This window comes from Sinorhizobium sp. FG01, from assembly GCF_002531875.1.
Classification (GTDB): domain Bacteria; phylum Pseudomonadota; class Alphaproteobacteria; order Rhizobiales; family Rhizobiaceae; genus Sinorhizobium; species Sinorhizobium fredii_C.
Map to the genome: position 1 here is coordinate 332,568 of NZ_NWTB01000003.1, position 13,066 is coordinate 345,633.

A 13,066-nucleotide genomic window follows, 5' to 3' on the forward strand; every position below is an offset into this window, starting at 1 on the left:
TCGGCCTTCCGCCTTCCGCTCAATTCCGCTAAATCTTCGGCCAAATCGAAACGGGAGCATTCGCAATGGCCAAAGTCGCATTCATCGGTCTCGGCGTCATGGGTTATCCTATGGCCGGCCACCTCAAGGTTCGCGGTGGGCATGAGGTGACCGTCTACAACCGCACCGCCGCCAAGGCGGAGCGTTGGGCAGCCGAGTTTGGCGGGCGCGCGGCGGCAACGCCGGCAGAGGCGGCAAGGGGCCAGGATTTCGTTTTTGCCTGCGTCGGCAATGACGACGACCTGCGTTCCGTCACCACCGGAGAGGACGGAGCTTTCGAGGCCATCGGCTCCGGCGCAGTCTTCATCGACAACACGACCGCCTCCGCCGCGGTGGCCCGGGAGCTATATGCCGCCGCCCGCGAAAAGGGGGCGCATTTCATCGACGCTCCGGTCTCCGGCGGCCAGGCGGGTGCCGAAAACGGTGTCCTGACGGTGATGTGCGGCGGCGATGCCGAGGTCTTCGATCGGGCCAAGCCCGTCATCGACGCCTATGCGCGCATGGTCGGGCTGATGGGGCCGGCGGGAGCCGGCCAGCTTACCAAGATGATCAACCAGATCTGCATTGCCGGCCTCGTTCAGGGCCTCGCCGAAGGCATCCATTTCGGCAAGAAGGCGGGACTCGACATCGAGAAGGTGATCGAGGTCATCTCCAAGGGCGCGGCTGGCTCCTGGCAGATGGAAAACCGCCACAAGACGATGAATGCCGGAAAATACGACTTCGGCTTTGCCGTCGACTGGATGCGCAAGGACCTCGACATCGTCCTCGCCGAAGCACGGCGGAACGGCGCCAAGCTGCCCGTCACCGCGTTGGTCGACCAGTTCTATGCCGAGGTCCAGGCCCTTGGCGGTAGCCGCTGGGACACGTCCTCCCTGCTCGCCCGGCTGGAGAAATGACGCCTGCGCCGGCCTCATCGGCGGAAGAGCTCATCGATCATCTGCGTGGCCATGCTTCGGCGGAGAACCGTGCAGGCATGGCGCGCTTCGGCATTGCAACCGAAACGGCGCTCGGCATTTCCAATGTCGAGCTTCGCCGTGTCGCCCGGCTGGCGAAGACCAATCAATTCCGCGCGCTGGCGCTGTGGCGCTCCGGCATCCGTGAGGCGCGCATCCTGGCGGCCTATACCGCCGATCCCAAGGTATTGACGCTCGACGAGGCACGGCTTTGGGCGGCCGACTGCAACTCCTGGGAAATTGTCGACACGGTAGCCGACCTGTTCGTCGCCGCGCGCTTCGAGCAGGTGCTGATCCCGGAATTCGCCCGCGACAACCGCGAATTCGTCCGCCGCCTCGCCTTCGCAATGATCGCCACCTGCGCCGTGCATCTGAAGCGGGAGCCTGATGCGGCGCTGCTCGCCTGGCTGCCTCTGATCGAGGTCCACGCCGAAGACGAACGCAACTTTGTGAAGAAGGCGGTAAACTGGGCCCTGAGACAGATAGGCAAGCGCAACGCCGCCTGCCACGGACCTTCCCTGGCGCTTGCGGAAAAGCTTGCCGCCAGCGGCAATCGCGCGGCGCGATGGACGGGCAAGGACGCCGTTCGAGAATTGACCGGCGCAAACGTGCGAGGCAGGCTCGGCCTCACGAGCGGAGAACGGTTGTCGGTAGGAAAGTCAGACGGATAGAAGCAAAAGTTTCACTTTTGCCTCAACTGCGAACGGACCTAGTCGTCGTTCGATTTCGCCTGATCGATGACCATGTAATCGAGCGGCAATTGCGTCGTATATTTGATCTGCTCCATGGCGAAGGCCGAGGAAACGTCGCGGATTTCGATCTTGGCGATCAGCCGTTTGTAGAAGGCGTCATAGGCGGCAATATCCGGCACGACGACGCGCAGCAGATAATCCACGTCGCCGCTCATGCGGTAGAACTCGACCACCTCCGGAAAATCGGCGACCACTTCGGAGAAGCGGCGCAGCCATTCCATCGAGTGGGCGTTGGTGCGAACCGAGACGAACACCGTCACCTTGGTATTGACCTTGACGGGATCGAGAAGCGCGACGCGGCGACGGATGACGCCGTCCTCTTCCATCTTCTGGATGCGCCGCCAGCAAGGGGTCGTCGAAAGCCCGACCTTCTTGGCGAGGTCGGCAACGGCCAAAGTCGAGTCTTCCTGCAAGAGGCGCAGGATCTTGCGGTCCAGACGGTCCATAGCAAATCCTCTCGAATATTTTTCCCTCTATAGCGCGGAATTCATGAAGATAAAGAAAATTGTTTCAGCGGATCAAAGCCTCGACGCGGCCGCGCAGGAACGGAAGCAGTTCCGCCTCGAACCACGGGTTCTTCCGCAACCAGCCGGTGTTGCGCCAGCTGGGATGGGGCATGGGCAATACAGCCGTGCCGGAATTGCGCGCCGCATAGCGGCGCCAGTCGCGCACGGTCTCGGTCATGGATTTCGGACAATCCGCGCCGAGATGCCAGCGCTGCGCATAGTGGCCGACCGCCAAAACCAGCTCGATCTGCGGCATGGCATTCATCACCCTGTGCCGCCAACGCGGCGCGCATTCGGCCCTCGGCGGCAGGTCGCTGCCATGTCTGTCGTAGCCGGGGAAGCAGAATCCCATCGGCACAATTGCAAAGTTGGACGGGTCGTAAAAGGTTTCCCGATCGACCGCCAGCCACTGCCGCAGCCGGTCACCCGAAGCATCGTTGAAGGGAAGCCCGCTCTCATGCACCCGCAAGCCCGGTGCCTGGCCGGCGATCAGGATCCGGGCATTGGCGGAGAGGACTGCCACGGGCCGCGGCTCATGCGGCAGCCGATGGCCCTCGCCGCGCGCCGGATCGTCGCGACAGAGGCGGCAGGCCGCGATCGCGGCACGCAGATCCACCAGCCGTTCCTCGGCATTAGGCACCGACGATCTCCCTCGCGAACCTCCAAACCTGGTCTTCGAGCCACTGCAGGATAAGTTCGAGCCAGTCGCCGGCCTGGTGCGGCGCCTCCTCGGCCTCGCCTTGGGATCGGCGCCATTCCTGCGGCCGGGCGAACGCCCCCGCCCACAGGCCGGCACGGCGATTTCGCGCCTGTTCCTCCTCGTCACGATAGAGCCCATAGCTGACCGCAAGACCGGAGAGAACCATCTCGCGGCCGATGTCGCGCCCGCCGGCTTCGCAGAGGCCGAGCTCGCGGCCGTACCGGTCGCGGCCATGCAGGCGACAGCGCGTCGTCCTCCCTTCGACGAGTTCGGCCAGGCGCCGCCTTGCTTCCGCACCGCAGTCCCAGCTCGTCGTGCCACGCCGGCACGTCTGGTCGATCTCGGCAGCATCGATGCCCTCGATCCTGACGCGACGGCCGGCGAGCCGCAGGCTGTCTCCGTCGCTCGCGACGGCGGCGCCGAGCAGTTCCCCGGTAAGGGCCTTTTCCGGCGGCGGCAGACTAGAGGCAACATAGGCGCCAAAACTCAACAGAAGCAGGAACACCCAGCCGCCGATCAGGCTGCCGCGTCCCTCCGAGCGATTGCTCCGCTGCGCAACGCTTCCCGGACGCCCAAAAACGAAGCGCCGTCCGGGAGCCGCCGGCTTTCCGCCACCGACGATACGGAATTTGCGGTGCCCTGGTTTCAAACGGCGACCTCTCTGTCTGGCATCAGGCAAAAACGCAATCGCGCCACAATGGTTGTCGAATCCTTCCAGCGGGCAGCAACTTCTTAAGGATTGCATCCTAGACTTCAAAGCCAAACGCAATCCCCGACCCACGAAGCATGAGCATCGCCGTCAGCACATCGACTGATAAGATCATCGTCGACAAGTCGCGAAACCATCGAAACAAGGCCGTTTCGAAGGCGGTGCGCGCGACTCGCCAGCGCCTGCAGACCGGCTCCTCCGCCCCTTCCGGCTTCGACCGGGAAATGCTCCTCCTCCACGTCGATGCCGTATTGCACGGCGCTATCGCCGTCCCCCTGCTCGTCGGCCTGATTTCGGCTATCGGGCTCTACCTTTCCGAGCAGCCGAGCATCCTCTTTTGGGGCTTGGCGACGCTCTCGGCCCACGCGGCCACCGTTTACCTTGCCCGCAAGGCGAAGCGCCAGAACATCGGCACGGAGAAGGTGGCCATTTGGCGCCGCCGCTTTCTCGCCGGTCAATTGCTGATGGGGCTTTGCTGGGCCATCTTTGCCCTGCAGGACTGCAGTGCCTGTGGCGACATCCAGTTCGCGCTCTTCGAAGGAACCGGGCTGTTCATTGCGCTTGCCGCCACCGCCATGGGCACGTTTCTGCTGCGCAACGCCCTGGTCTACACTTTTCTCCCCGTGGTCGCCGCGCTCGGTTTCACGTCATTGGCGGGCGGTGACCCTATCCATGTCGGCATGACCGGCATCCTGTCGCTTTCGCTCGTTTTCCTCGCCTTCATGACCGAGAGGATGAACAAGGCCAATGTGCATATCCTCTCCATGCAATCGGAAAAGGACGACCTGATCGCCGAACTCGAAGTGGCGAAGTCCATGTCGGACGAGGCGCGCCGGCGCGCCGAAGAGGCGAACCTTGCCAAGTCCCGCTTCCTTGCATCGATGTCGCACGAGCTGCGCACGCCACTCAATGCCATTCTCGGCTTCTCGGAAGTGATGTCGACGGAAGTGCTGGGTCCGCTGAACAACCCGACCTACAAGGAATACACGGTCGACATTCACCGCTCCGGCGAGCATCTCCTGAACCTCATCAACGAGATCCTCGACCTTTCCCGCATTGAAGCCGGTCGCTACGAACTCAACGAAGAGGCCGTCAATCTCGTTGAGATCGCCGAGGATTGCATCGGCATGGTGCAGCTGCGCGCCCGCGGCAAGAACATAACCATCGAGCCGCAGTTCGAACAGGCGATGCCCTCCGTCTGGGTCGACGAGAAGGCGTTGCGCCAGGTCGCTCTCAATCTCCTGTCGAATGCAGTGAAGTTCACGCCGTCCGGCGGAGAAATCACTGTCAAGGTCGGCTGGACCGCCGGCGGCGGGCAATACATCTCCATCAAAGACAATGGCCCAGGCATTCCCGAGGAGGAAATTCCGATCGTGCTGTCCGCCTTCGGCCAGGGCTCGATCGCCATCAAGAGCGCCGAACAGGGCACCGGCCTTGGCCTGCCGATCGTCCAGGCGATCCTCGCCAAGCACAATGGCCAATTCATCCTGCGCTCGAAGCTTCGCGAAGGCACCGAGGCGATCGCCATCCTGCCGCCCCGCCGCGTCCTTCAGAGCCTTCCTCCGGTCGAGGACGCCCCCTCGCCGGCGCGCCGCCGCAAGAGCTTCGCCTAATCGAGCGCCGCCGGCGGCTGCGCTCAGCCAAGATAGCGGGCTAGAAATACCACGTAAAAGGCGTAGGTGGCGTTCGCCAGGATGAGGCACAAGCACGCGAAGGATCCAAGATCCTTGGCGTGCTTGCCCATTTCCGAGATTTCCGGCGAGACACGGTCGACGATCTCTTCGATCGCCGTGTTGATCGCTTCGAACGCCATCATCAGCAGGAACAGGATGGCCATCGCCACATATTGAAAGAAGCTGGCGCCGGCGATCACGAAGGCGACCATTGCCACCGCGAAGGCGATCAGTTCGTGGCGAAAGGCCGCCTCGCCGACAAGCCGCTTCGCGCCGCCAAGCGAATAGCTCGCGGCCGCAAAGAGATGGCGGATGCCCTTATGCTTGGTGAACGGGGCGGTTCGACCGTTTGGGGTGGTGTTCTTGGCGTCCATTTCGTCTCGACATGCTTCAAACTGCGAGCTTCGACATTGCGATTGCGGCGAATGCGAGGCCGACTTCAATTGAAGAGCGCGCGCCCCGTGTCTGCGGATAGGCGAGAAGACGCCCGGCATCAAGACCGCAGCCGCCAAGCATACCATGGCAGACAGTCGGCCGACAGGAAGCGGCGAAGCCGCGGCTTCAGTCCTTGTTGCTGACGCCGGCCTGGGCGAAGGTCGCCATTCCGCCATGGCAGGCGGCGGCCGCCTTGACGATGCCGGCGGCAAGTGCGGCGCCGGTGCCCTCGCCGAGCCGCATGCCGAGCGCCAGGAGCGGCGTCTTGCCGAGCTTTTCGATGGCGCGGATATGCCCTGGCTCTCCCGAGACATGACCGATCAGGCAATGGTCGAGTGCCGCCGGATTGGCGGCCTTGAGGATCGACGCGGCCGCCGTTGCCACGTAGCCGTCGATGATCACCGGCACCTTCTGCATGCGTGCCGCGAGAATGGCGCCCGCCATGGCCGCGATCTCGCGGCCGCCGAGCCGGCGCATCAGTTCAAGCGGATCGGACAGGTGATCGCGATGCAAGGCGACCGCCTTCTCGACGGCGGCGATCTTGCGCTTCAGCACCTCGCCCTCGGAGCCGGTCCCCGGCCCTACCCATTCCTCGGCCGTCCCGCCATAGAGGCCGAGGTTGATTGCGGCGGCAATCGTGGTGTTGCCGATGCCCATCTCGCCGATGCAGAGCAGGTCCGTGCCGCCGGCGATCGCCTCCATGCCGAAGGCCATCGTCGCCGCGCAGTCGCGTTCGGAAAGCGCCGCTTCCTCAGTGATGTCGCCGGTCGGATAATCGAGGGCGAGGTCGAAGACCTTGAGCCCGAGGTCGTGGGTGAGGCAGATCTGATTGATGGCCGCCCCGCCGGCGGCGAAATTCTCCACCATCTGCGCCGTGACCGACGATGGGAAGGGGGTAACGCCCTGCCGGGTCACGCCGTGATTGCCGGCAAAAATCGCGACCAGCGGCCGGTTGACGGCAGGCGGACGGCCCGTCCAGGCGGCGAGCCAGAAGGCGATTTCCTCAAGACGGCCGAGCGCGCCCGGCGGCTTCGTCAGTTGCCCATCGCGCTCGCGCGCCGCAACGAGCGCCGCGGCATCTGGACCCGGCAGGTTACGCAACAACTCGCGGAAATCATCAAACGGCAGGCCGCTGGCACTCATTGGGAATCCTTGCATGTCCGAAGGGGCGTTCGATGCCCTCATAGAGGCTGCCACCGCTTCCGGCAACGGCATTTGCGTCAAATGCTGTCCACGGAGCATGATCCGGCAAAGGGCCGGCGATTCGAGTGGATCCGGCCCGGGAGAAACAATGCGCTTTGTCGGCGATTTCTGTGATGATCTGATGCGGTCGATTGCGTTCCTGAGCCGCATCCCCATGCCTGAGCGGCACTTCACGGGCCATGACGGCCGATTGAGCCGCGCCGTGCGCGCTTTCCCTCTCGCAGGCATCCTGATTGCCTTCCCTGCCGCGCTGCTCGCCGCGCTCTTGGACGTGCTTCAGGCGAGTTCGCTGTTCACCGCCTTCCTGATCGTCGGCGTGCAGGCGCTCGTCACCGGCGCGTTGCACGAGGACGGCCTCGGCGACACTGCCGATGGCCTCGGCGGCGGCCGTGATCGCGAGAGAGCGCTGGCGATCATGAAGGATAGCCGCATCGGCACCTATGCAGCGGTGGCCCTCATCCTCTCCTTCGGACTTCGCGTTTCGGCACTCGCGGCCTTCCTGCCGCTACTCTCCCCCATCGGGGCCGCCTTTGCGCTTCTCGGGACCGCCGCCCTCAGCCGCACGGCCATGGTCTGGCACTGGTCGCGCCTGCCGCCGGCCCGCCGCGACGGAGTTGCAGCCGCGGCCGGCGTTCCAGAGCCACGCGCCGCATCGCAAGCGCTTGGTTCAGGGGCGATCCTCTCGCTTCTGCTGTTTTACGCTGCCGGCGTTTCTCTGATTGCAGCCCTGCTCGCTTTCGTTGCCCTGGCCTTCACCGTGTTGGGTTTTGGGCGGACCGTCTCCCGCAAGCTCGGTGGCCATACGGGCGACACGATCGGCGCCGCGCAGCAGCTGACGGAGATCGCCGTCCTCGGCGCTCTTGCGCTGGCCATCTGAAAGGCCGATATAAATCGACGAAGCCAATAGAGCACGCCAAGCCGATGGAATCTCCCTGCATTCTTGTCTGCGCGATCGATGACCGGACAGGCTACTGTTTCGGCTGCGGGCGTACGCGGAATGAAATCGGCTCCTGGACGCTCTACACCGACCAAGAGCGGCAGAGCATCATGCAGGCGCTGCCGGCCCGGCTCGAGACCGTCGAGCGCAAGCCGCGGCGGGAAACCCGCCGGGCACGCTTGGCGCGGGAACGAAGCGGCGCATGAACCGTCTGATCCTTCTGCTGGCAATCCTCGCCATCGGCCTCGCGCTCCTCGTTTTCAATCACGACAGCGGTCAGACTCTCGGCATGAACAATGACCACTTCGGCCAGCTTGTCTCGCTCGCCGCCATTGCGACGCTGCTTGCGGCCGGCATTCTGCGCAGCCGACGCCATTTCGGCGAGAGTCTGCGCCAGATCGCCGTATGGCTGCTGATCGCCGTCGGGCTTGTCTCCGGCTATGCCTATCGCGTCGAGCTTCGGGCCTTCGGCGACCGGGTGCTCTCGGAACTCGTGCCCGGCCGGACGATGGTCGTCACCGACAGCGAGGGGCAGCCGGAAGTCGTGCTGCGCAAGCGCCTCGACGGCCACTTCCAGGCCGACGCGACGATCAATGGCCAGGAGGTCAGCATGCTCGTCGACACCGGAGCGAGCAGCATCGCCCTGACCTACGAGGACGCCGAGCGGGTCGGCCTCGATCCGTCCGGCCTCGGCTATACCCTGACAGTGATGACGGCGAACGGCCCGGCGCTCGCTGCGCCGGTGACGCTGGAGGAGTTTGCGATCGGCCCGATCGAGCGCCGCAATATCCGCGCGACCGTCGCCGCCGAAGGCAAGCTCGACCGCAGCCTGCTCGGCATGAGCTTCCTCTCGACCCTCGACACCCTGCAGATGCGCACCGATGAGCTGCGTCTGAGGGACTGACGCTTATCGTCGGGTCGTCAGTTCCGCAGCCTGTACCCGGTGCGGAAAATCCAGGTCAGGACGGCCATGCAGATCGCCAGGAAAGCGACAATGATCACGGCGCTCGCGAGCGGGTTGACGTCGGAGATCTCGAAGAAACTCCAGCGGAAACCGCTGATCAGATAGAGCACCGGATTGAAGTGGCTGACGGCCCGCCAGAAGGGCGGCAGCATGTCGACCGAGTAGAAGCTTCCGCCCAGGAAGACGAGCGGCGGAACGACCAGCATCGGGATCAGGTTCAGTTGCTCGAAGTCTTTCGCCCAGATGCCGATGATGAAGCCGAACAGGCTGAAGGTCACCGCGGTCAGCACGAAGAAGAAGATCATCGCGAAGGGATGGGCGATGCTGAGATCGACGAAGAGCGAGGCGGTGATCAGGATGATCGTGCCGATCATCAGCCCCTTGGTCGCCGCCGCGCCGACATAGCCGAGAACGATTTCCAGCATCGAGATCGGCGACGACAGCACTTCGTAGATCGTCCCCGTGAACTTCGGGAAATAGATGCCGAAGGAGCCGTTGCCGATGCATTGCGTCAGCAGCGTCAGCATCATCAGCCCGGGCGTGATGAAGGCGCCATAGGAGACGCCGTCGATCTGCTGGATGCGCTCGCCGATCGCCGCACCGAAGACGATGAAATAGAGCGATGTCGAAATGACCGGCGACACTACGCTTTGCAACAGGGTGCGTCGCGTACGCGCCATCTCGAAGAAATAGATGGACTTGATTGCCTCGATGTTCATCGCCCCGCCTCCACAATCTCCACGAAAATGTCCTCGAGCGAACTCTGCTGGGTCGAGAGGTCCCGAAGCCTGACGCCGGTCTCGGCGAGCGCTGCGAGCAGCGCGGTGATGCCGGTGCGTTCGGCGCTCGTGTCGTAGTCGTAGATCAAGCTCTGGCCATTGTCCTCGAGTGTCAGATTGTAGGACGACAAGGAATCCGGGATACGCTCCAACGGCTGGGCGAGATCGACGCGCAACTGCTTACGGCCGAGCTTGGTCATCAGCGCATTCTTGTCCTCGACCAGAAGAATTTCACCGCCGTTGATGACGGCGATCCGGTCGGCGATCTCTTCCGCTTCCTCGATGTAATGCGTCGTCAGGATGATCGTCACGCCCGAGGCGCGCAGCCGCTCGACGACCTCCCACATGCTCTTGCGCAGGCTGACGTCGACGCCGGCGGTCGGCTCGTCAAGAAAGAGTACGCGCGGCTCGTGCGACAGCGCTTTGGCGATCAACACGCGCCGCTTCATGCCGCCGGAAAGCTCGCGGAGCATGTTGTCCTTCTTGTTCCAGAGCGACAGGTCCTTCAGCACCTTCTCGATGTGGGCGGGGTCCGGCTTCTTGCCGTGCAGGCCGCGCGAGAAGGAAACGGTGTTCCACACCGTCTCGAAGGCATCGGTCGTCAGTTCCTGCGGCACCAGCCCGATCATCGCCCGCGTCTGCCGAAAGTCGCGCACGACGTCATGGCCATTGACCGTGACCTCTCCGTCGCTCGGATTGACGATGCCGCAGATGATCGAGATCAGCGTGGTCTTGCCGGCGCCATTCGGCCCGAGCAGGGCGAGAATCTCCCCCTCCTCGATCTCGAGGCTGACGCCCTTCAGCGCCTTGAAGCCTGAGGCATAGGTTTTCGACAGGTTCGAAACGGAAACAATAGGAGCCATGAAAAACGAATCCGGAAAGCGGGGCAAATATCGGCGGGTTGCCGCTCTATATGGGCCAATTCGCGCTGTTTTGCAGCCCGTCCCAGACAAATTTCCGGTGACGCACCGTTCACGGACGCCGATAGATGGTCATCGCTTCGTCCCCTCCCGGCAGAAGATGTCTTGGAGGGCGGTGATCAATCGCACAGCCCTTTCTTCGGCAAGGCGATAGAAGATCTGCTTGGCGTCGCGCCGCGTCGCAACGATGCCCGTCTCCCGCAGCACGGTCAGCTGTTGCGACAAGGTCGGCTGGTGAATGCCGAGCATCTCTTCCAACTGGCCCACCGAACGCTCGCCGTCGGCGAGCGTAGCGACGATCATCAGCCGGTTCTGGTTTGCAAGCGTCTTGAGAAGCGCCGCCGCTTCGCCCGCCTGCCCGCCCATGTCCCGACCGCGGTTTTGACATTTGGTGACCGTTCGCATCTCCATTCAGCCCCATGCCGCTCCCTTCAGCGCATTGAGCGGAAACTTCAAATAGCGCGCGCCGTTGGCCTCCGGGTCCGGCAAGCGGCCGCCACGAATATTGACCTGCAATGCGTGCAGGATCAGCTTCGGCATCGGCAGCGTCTTGTCGCGTGCCTCGCGCAACTGAACGAACTGATCCTCGCTCACGCCGGCGATATGGTGATTGCAGCGCTTCTCCTCGCCGACCGTGCTTTCCCAGCGCGGCTCGCGACCTTCCGGGCGGTAATCGTGCCCGGTGAAAACCCGGGTTTCGTCCGGCAGCGCCAGGATCTCGCCGATCGAATGCCACAGCTGACGCGCGTCACCCCCGGGGAAATCCGCCCTTGCCGTGCCGCTGTCGGGCATGAACATCGTGTCGTGGACGAAGGCTGCGTCGCCGACGACATAGGTGATGGAGGCAAGGGTGTGGCCCGGCGAATAGAGCACCCGGGCTTCGATCGATCCAAGGGAGAAGCGCTCGCCCTCGTCGAAGAGATGGTCCCACTGCGACCCGTCCGCCTCGAGCTCCGGCCAATTGTAAATATCCTTCCAGAGCTTCTGCACCCGCACGATCCCGGATCCGATGCCGGTCGGCGCACAGGTCCGTTCCTTCAGATAGGCCGCGGCCGAAAAATGATCCGCATGCGGATGGGTGTCGAGGATCCATTCGACCGTCAGGCCGTTCTCCGCGACATAGTCGAGGATCAGATCCGCCTGCACGGTCGCCGTCGCACCCGACTTTTCATCGAAATCGAGAACCGGGTCGATGATGGCGCAACGCTTCGTGGCCGGATCGGAGACGACGTATTGGATGCTGCATGTGCGACACTCGTAAAAGCCTTTGACTTCCGGTTTTGCAGTTGCAGCTGCCGGCATGGGTCCCCTCCATATCATCACTATATATTTAAATATAATATATAGTGAAAGATCACGCCAAGTGACCCGTGCGAGTCCTGCGGTGCGTGTTCAAGAACTTGGATAGCGATTATCGCACAGCCGCAGGGGCAAGACTCAGCCATTTTGGGTGGCTGGCGAGACGACTGTCCGGCTCGGGCTTCGCCTAGCCGTAAAGGCTGTAGAGAAAGCGCAAGGCAATCAAGGTCATGAAGATGCCGAAACCGACCTCCAGCTGCCGCCTGTCCATCGCATGGGCAAGCCGCACGCCAAGCGGCGCCACCAGCAGCGAGACCGGGATGATCAAGGCGACGGCGATCCAGTTGATGAAGCCGGTCGAAAGCGGCGGCAGGCCGGGGTCGCCCCAGCCCGCCCAGATATAGCCGAACAATCCGGGGATGGAGATCAACACGCCAACGCCGGAGGACGTCGCGATCGCCTGGTGAATCGGCCGGTTGTACAGCGTCATGAATGTGTTGTTGAGAACGCCGCCGCCGACACCCATAAGGGCGGATAGAACGCCGATCACCACTCCGACGAGCCACTTGGCCGGATTTTTCGGAAGCTCCGTGCCAAGACGCCAGGAGGCACGGTTGAGGATCATCCTCGACGCCACCAGGAGCGCGACGACGGCGAAGATCAGCCGCAAGGTCTCGCTGCTGACATAGGCAGCGATCACCGTGGCAAGGAGGGCGCCGAGCGGAATGGCGAGGATCCAATTGCGCAACACGGCCACGTCGACCATGCCCCGCCTATAGTGCGCCAGGAAGGAGCGCACCGATGTCGGTACGATGATCGCGGTAGAGGTGCCGACAGACAAGTGCATCCGCACGGCGTCGTCGACACCGAGAAGCCCGAAGACCTGGAAGAAGACCGGCACCAGGATCGCACCGCCGCCCACGCCGAAAAGGCCGGCAAGCACGCCCGATACGACACCGGCCGCGGCCAGCGCCAGGGCAAACATCATCAGTTCCGACAGCGGCGGCATGAGAACCCGATCTTTCGAAGGCCGGCGGCCGATGCCGCCGATGGGAAAGGGCCTTCCCTGTCATGAATCGGTGATGCTTTTCAATCACCTTCAGTGCGCGACGAGCAACCCCGCTCTCGTGACTTGCACGCCGGAGCCTCCCCTATCCTCCGGGCGTTTTTGGCCGGCCCCCCGCCGGCCTCTTTCAG

Annotated in this window: 16 protein-coding genes; 6 read left to right on the top strand and 10 right to left on the bottom strand. The window is 63.4% G+C overall.

The features are described from left to right. The first annotated feature begins 44 nt into the window (after positions 1 to 44). Positions 45 to 935, top strand: a complete 891-nt coding sequence (locus CO656_RS04260; protein ID WP_272938887.1) for an NAD(P)-dependent oxidoreductase — start codon at positions 45 to 47, stop codon at positions 933 to 935. Then, the gene (locus CO656_RS04265) at positions 932 to 1,663 is read left to right on the top strand and encodes a DNA alkylation repair protein (protein ID WP_097524912.1); all 732 of its coding nucleotides are present in this window, start codon (positions 932 to 934) and stop codon (positions 1,661 to 1,663) included. Before CO656_RS04260 ends, CO656_RS04265 begins: the two co-directional genes overlap by 4 nt. A gap of 38 nt (positions 1,664 to 1,701) precedes the next feature. Here the strand turns inward: CO656_RS04265 and CO656_RS04270 are convergent, their stop codons facing one another. The 3 genes from CO656_RS04270 to CO656_RS04280 form a co-directional block, all read right to left on the bottom strand. After that, positions 1,702 to 2,190: an Lrp/AsnC family transcriptional regulator gene (locus CO656_RS04270; RefSeq protein WP_037424182.1), complete on the bottom strand. Its 489-nt coding sequence runs from the start codon at positions 2,188 to 2,190 to the stop codon at positions 1,702 to 1,704. A gap of 64 nt (positions 2,191 to 2,254) precedes the next feature. Beyond that, the gene (locus CO656_RS04275; RefSeq protein ID WP_097524913.1) at positions 2,255 to 2,890 is read right to left on the bottom strand and encodes a uracil-DNA glycosylase family protein; all 636 of its coding nucleotides are present in this window, start codon (positions 2,888 to 2,890) and stop codon (positions 2,255 to 2,257) included. Beyond that, on the bottom strand, positions 2,883 to 3,599 hold the full coding sequence (locus CO656_RS04280) for a thermonuclease family protein (protein WP_037424177.1): 717 nt from the start codon (positions 3,597 to 3,599) through the stop codon (positions 2,883 to 2,885). The genes CO656_RS04275 and CO656_RS04280 overlap by 8 nt, the downstream gene beginning before the upstream one ends. A gap of 137 nt (positions 3,600 to 3,736) precedes the next feature. On the opposite strand from CO656_RS04280, the gene CO656_RS04285 reads away from it, so the two are divergent. Next, positions 3,737 to 5,272: a HAMP domain-containing sensor histidine kinase gene (locus CO656_RS04285; RefSeq protein ID WP_097524914.1), complete on the top strand. Its 1,536-nt coding sequence runs from the start codon at positions 3,737 to 3,739 to the stop codon at positions 5,270 to 5,272. A 23-nt stretch (positions 5,273 to 5,295) separates the two neighbouring features. Here the strand turns inward: CO656_RS04285 and CO656_RS04290 are convergent, their stop codons facing one another. Next, a complete protein-coding gene (locus tag CO656_RS04290) occupies positions 5,296 to 5,706 on the bottom strand; it encodes a diacylglycerol kinase (protein WP_037424173.1) in 411 nt (136 codons plus the stop codon). 187 nt (positions 5,707 to 5,893) lie between these two features. Then, positions 5,894 to 6,910 (bottom strand): nicotinate-nucleotide--dimethylbenzimidazole phosphoribosyltransferase, encoded by a 1,017-nt coding sequence (cobT, locus tag CO656_RS04295; protein ID WP_037424171.1) that lies wholly within the window; start codon positions 6,908 to 6,910, stop codon positions 5,894 to 5,896. Positions 6,911 to 7,058: 148 nt separating this feature from the next. Here cobT and CO656_RS04300 point away from each other — a divergent pair, with 148 nt between their 5' ends. From CO656_RS04300 to CO656_RS04310, 3 genes are read left to right on the top strand one after another with little or no spacing between them, the layout of a single operon-like run. Beyond that, positions 7,059 to 7,847 (top strand): adenosylcobinamide-GDP ribazoletransferase, encoded by a 789-nt coding sequence (locus CO656_RS04300; RefSeq protein ID WP_097524915.1) that lies wholly within the window; start codon positions 7,059 to 7,061, stop codon positions 7,845 to 7,847. Between the two features lie 44 nt (positions 7,848 to 7,891). Continuing rightward, complete coding sequence (locus CO656_RS04305) at positions 7,892 to 8,113, top strand: DUF1289 domain-containing protein (protein WP_097524916.1); 222 nt, start codon at positions 7,892 to 7,894, stop codon at positions 8,111 to 8,113. Next, positions 8,110 to 8,811, top strand: a complete 702-nt coding sequence (locus CO656_RS04310; RefSeq protein ID WP_097524917.1) for a TIGR02281 family clan AA aspartic protease — start codon at positions 8,110 to 8,112, stop codon at positions 8,809 to 8,811. The genes CO656_RS04305 and CO656_RS04310 overlap by 4 nt, the downstream gene beginning before the upstream one ends. A gap of 17 nt (positions 8,812 to 8,828) precedes the next feature. On the opposite strand, the gene CO656_RS04315 is transcribed toward CO656_RS04310, so the two are convergent. From CO656_RS04315 to CO656_RS04335, 5 genes are all read right to left on the bottom strand, one after another. After that, positions 8,829 to 9,590, bottom strand: a complete 762-nt coding sequence (locus tag CO656_RS04315) for an ABC transporter permease (protein WP_097524918.1) — start codon at positions 9,588 to 9,590, stop codon at positions 8,829 to 8,831. Continuing rightward, positions 9,587 to 10,513 (bottom strand): ABC transporter ATP-binding protein, encoded by a 927-nt coding sequence (locus CO656_RS04320; RefSeq protein ID WP_097525061.1) that lies wholly within the window; start codon positions 10,511 to 10,513, stop codon positions 9,587 to 9,589. The genes CO656_RS04315 and CO656_RS04320 overlap by 4 nt, the downstream gene beginning before the upstream one ends. Before the next feature lie 129 nt (positions 10,514 to 10,642). Next, positions 10,643 to 10,981 carry a metalloregulator ArsR/SmtB family transcription factor gene (locus tag CO656_RS04325; RefSeq protein ID WP_179864697.1) on the bottom strand — a complete coding sequence of 113 codons (339 nt, stop codon included), beginning with the start codon at positions 10,979 to 10,981 and terminating at the stop codon, positions 10,643 to 10,645. Beyond that, positions 10,982 to 11,872, bottom strand: a complete 891-nt coding sequence (locus CO656_RS04330; protein WP_037424151.1) for an MBL fold metallo-hydrolase — start codon at positions 11,870 to 11,872, stop codon at positions 10,982 to 10,984. It abuts the gene before it with no gap. 184 nt (positions 11,873 to 12,056) lie between these two features. Beyond that, positions 12,057 to 12,878, bottom strand: coding sequence for a sulfite exporter TauE/SafE family protein (locus CO656_RS04335; protein ID WP_097524919.1), 822 nt, complete (start codon positions 12,876 to 12,878; stop codon positions 12,057 to 12,059). Between the last annotated feature and the right edge of the window lie 188 nt (positions 12,879 to 13,066).

What these genes read in the sequence shown, in the direction of transcription:
- CO656_RS04300 (WP_097524915.1), top strand. Translation starts at nt 7,059, where the DNA reads ATGCGCTTTGTCGGCGATTTCTGTGATGATCTGATGCGGTCGATTGCG.
- CO656_RS04325 (WP_179864697.1), bottom strand. Translation starts at nt 10,981, where the DNA reads ATGGAGATGCGAACGGTCACCAAATGTCAAAACCGCGGTCGGGACATG.
- CO656_RS04270 (WP_037424182.1), bottom strand. Translation starts at nt 2,190, where the DNA reads ATGGACCGTCTGGACCGCAAGATCCTGCGCCTCTTGCAGGAAGACTCG.
- CO656_RS04335 (WP_097524919.1), bottom strand. Translation starts at nt 12,878, where the DNA reads ATGCCGCCGCTGTCGGAACTGATGATGTTTGCCCTGGCGCTGGCCGCG.
- CO656_RS04285 (WP_097524914.1), top strand. Translation starts at nt 3,737, where the DNA reads ATGAGCATCGCCGTCAGCACATCGACTGATAAGATCATCGTCGACAAG.
- CO656_RS04320 (WP_097525061.1), bottom strand. Translation starts at nt 10,513, where the DNA reads ATGGCTCCTATTGTTTCCGTTTCGAACCTGTCGAAAACCTATGCCTCA.
- CO656_RS04310 (WP_097524917.1), top strand. Translation starts at nt 8,110, where the DNA reads ATGAACCGTCTGATCCTTCTGCTGGCAATCCTCGCCATCGGCCTCGCG.
- CO656_RS04315 (WP_097524918.1), bottom strand. Translation starts at nt 9,590, where the DNA reads ATGAACATCGAGGCAATCAAGTCCATCTATTTCTTCGAGATGGCGCGT.
- CO656_RS04265 (WP_097524912.1), top strand. Translation starts at nt 932, where the DNA reads ATGACGCCTGCGCCGGCCTCATCGGCGGAAGAGCTCATCGATCATCTG.
- CO656_RS04330 (WP_037424151.1), bottom strand. Translation starts at nt 11,872, where the DNA reads ATGCCGGCAGCTGCAACTGCAAAACCGGAAGTCAAAGGCTTTTACGAG.
- CO656_RS04305 (WP_097524916.1), top strand. Translation starts at nt 7,892, where the DNA reads ATGGAATCTCCCTGCATTCTTGTCTGCGCGATCGATGACCGGACAGGC.
- cobT (WP_037424171.1), bottom strand. Translation starts at nt 6,910, where the DNA reads ATGAGTGCCAGCGGCCTGCCGTTTGATGATTTCCGCGAGTTGTTGCGT.
- CO656_RS04290 (WP_037424173.1), bottom strand. Translation starts at nt 5,706, where the DNA reads ATGGACGCCAAGAACACCACCCCAAACGGTCGAACCGCCCCGTTCACC.